Annotated in this window: 3 protein-coding genes; all 3 read right to left on the minus strand. The window is 58.8% G+C overall.

Going from position 1 to position 2,745, the window contains the following annotated elements; translation table 11 throughout:
• The coding region (locus tag VJ956_RS01005) for a 3-deoxy-D-manno-octulosonic acid kinase (RefSeq protein WP_324080672.1) at positions 1-517 on the minus strand (517 nt) is incomplete at its 3' end.
• Positions 518-523: 6 nt separating this feature from the next.
• On the minus strand, positions 524-1,447 hold the full coding sequence (locus tag VJ956_RS01010) for a branched-chain amino acid transaminase (RefSeq protein WP_324080673.1): 924 nt from the start codon (positions 1,445-1,447) through the stop codon (positions 524-526).
• Positions 1,448-1,515: 68 nt separating this feature from the next.
• A partial coding sequence (glnE, locus tag VJ956_RS01015) for a bifunctional [glutamate--ammonia ligase]-adenylyl-L-tyrosine phosphorylase/[glutamate--ammonia-ligase] adenylyltransferase (protein WP_324080675.1) occupies positions 1,516-2,745 on the minus strand: 1,230 nt, incomplete at its 5' end.

A 2,745-nucleotide genomic window follows, 5' to 3' on the forward strand; every position in this document is an offset into this window, starting at 1 on the left:
TCGTGCAGTTCAGGTCGGCATGAAACACTCCGGCCTCGTGAAAATGGCGAACGCAGACACCTGCATCCCACCAGGTCCGGACGCAGTCGGCACTGGTGAATCCGGATAGCGGACTGGCTCCGGGAATCCGCCGGACAATCAGCGAAGCCCGGTAAAACAGCAGTCCCCGGCGGCGAAAATCTGCGGCTATGGGTTCGGGGACCGGAAACCCGTCCTGAAAAAGTTTATGGAGCAGGCGGAATTCAGCGAAAGACCGGACGCCATCCGCTCCGGTATAAAAATAGTCCCGGCGGATAAAGCGCCCGGGCAGTCCGCCCCGGCAAAAGTGCCTGAGCACCATCTGGTCTGACCCGGAAGAGACAAACCATGCGGACCCCCGTCCACCGGTGGCAACAGGCTCCGCAGCATCGCCCCAGAACTCGGGGTCAAACCACTCTCTGCGGAATCTGTCCCGGAAACAATCGGCGACCAGATAGCCTCCGGTCGTCTCTACCTGTGTTTCGTATCCTGCCCCCACAGGATCCTATCGAACCTGCGTCAACCAGCGGCTGTGCTCCGCTGACTTGCCTTTCACAGCATCGAAATACATGCCCTGCAGCTTCTCTGTCAGTGGGCCGCGCTGGCCAGCACCAATCACCCGGCCATCGAGCTCACGGATCGGCAGAACTTCCGCCGCCGTGCCGGTGAAGAAGGCTTCGTCGGCTATATAAACCTCGTCGCGGGTAATACGGCGCTCCCGCACCGGTATATCCAGTTCCCGCGCAAAATCGAGAATGGTCTGACGGGTGATACCCTCAAGGCAGGATGTCAGCTCCGGTGTGTGCAGGACCCCATCACGCAGAAGGAAAATATTCTCGCCCGAACCTTCCGCCACGTAGCCCTCGTTATCCAGCAACAACGCCTCCTCGCAACCACTGGCGATCGCTTCGTTAAGGGCCAGCATGGAGTTGATATAGTTGCCGTTGGCCTTGGCCTTACACATGGTGATATTGACATGGTGGCGGGTATAGGACGAGGTACGGACCTTGATACCCATCTCCCTGGCCTCCGGCGACATATAGGACGGCCAGCTCCAGGCCGCCACCATGACATGCACCTGCAGGTTATCAGCCCGCAGGCCCATGCCCTCGGAGCCATAAAACACCATCGGCCGGATATAGGCTTCATCCAGCCCGTTTTCCATCACCGCCGCACACTGGGCAGCGTTCAACTGCTCTTTGGTGACCGGCATTTTCATGTTCAGAATATGTGCGGAGCGGAACAGCCGGTTGGTGTGGTCCTGCAGCCGGAAAATTGCAGCACCTTCGGGGGTGCTATAGGCGCGGACGCCTTCAAAGCAGCCTAACCCGTAATGCAGGGTGTGAGTCAGCACGTGGGTTTTGGCGTCCCGCCAGGGGATCATCTCGCCGTCCATCCAGATCAGGCCATCGCGATCAGCCATTGACATGTTCTTGCTCCTAAGCACGCATATAATAAGATCGGCAGTCTAGCAGGAAAAATCGGCGTTACGAAGAGCTACGAAGCGCCGGGATCGTCCAGCATGACACGGTTCCACATCTGCTGGATGTAGGCGCGCTCTTCCCGGAACGAGTCTTCCGGCACCTGGCTGTTAAGATTCTGCAGCGCCCGGCGGTGAATGGTTGAGCGCAGTGTAATGTAGGCTTTTCTCAATGCCTGCGCAGCCTCGACCGGAATCACGCCCACCCGCCCGAGTTCTTCCATCTGGCGGATGTTGTCCGAGTACTGAATCAGCCCCGGATAGTCCGCGGAATAAGCCAGCATCAGGTACTGGACCATGAACTCGATATCGATAATACCGCCATTGTCGTGCTTGACATGGAACACCTCCGGCGCATGTCCGCCCTTCGCCGGGCTGCCCAGTGCCGAGCGCATTTTCTCCCGCATGGCGATGACGTCCTGTCGTAACGCCTCACGGTCCCGGGGCTGGCAGAGTATGGCTTCGCGAATCTTCTCGAACCCCTGCAGCGTCTCGCTGCAACCGGCAACCCCCCGGGCTCGTGCCAGCGCCTGGTGCTCCCAGGTCCAGGCGTCGTTACGCTGGTATTTCTCGAAGGCTGTCAGGGTGCTGACCAGCAGCCCGGAATTGCCGGACGGTCGCAGGCGCATATCCACCTCATACAGCTGACCCGACGGCGTCTGGGTATTCAGAATATGAACAATGCGCTGGCCCAGCCGGGTAAAGAAAACGGCGTTGTCCACCGGCTTCTTGCCCTTGGTGGACTGCTCAGGATCACCACCATGAATAAAAACAAGATCCAGATCCGAGGTATACCCGAGCTCGATCCCGCCCAGCTTGCCATAGCCGACAACCGCAAAATCGGAAGCATCGGACGCTTCGTCCGCGCGCCCGGGATAACCGTGACGGCTGACCAGATTGGCAAAGGCCACGGTCACCACATGATCAAGAACCACCTCGGCAATCCATGTCAGGTAATCGCTGACTTTCATCAATGGCAGTGTGCCTCGTATCTCCGACGCCGCCACCCGCAGAATGTGCGCTTTTTTGAAGTGCCGCAGGGTTTCCATCTGCTCTTCCAGATCCTCGAACGGAATCCGCAACATCTGCTGACGCAGGTCATCCCGCAGTTCTTCTTTCGCCGGAGGACTGTAGAGACTCTCGGCATTGAGCAACTCATCCAGCAGCAACGGTGTTTCGGCAAGCTGGCTGGCTATCCACGGGCTTTCACTGCACAACCGGACCAGTTGGGCACGGGCACCAGGATT

Source organism: Marinobacter sp. (genome assembly GCF_035268745.1).
Lineage (GTDB): Bacteria > Pseudomonadota > Gammaproteobacteria > Pseudomonadales > Oleiphilaceae > Marinobacter.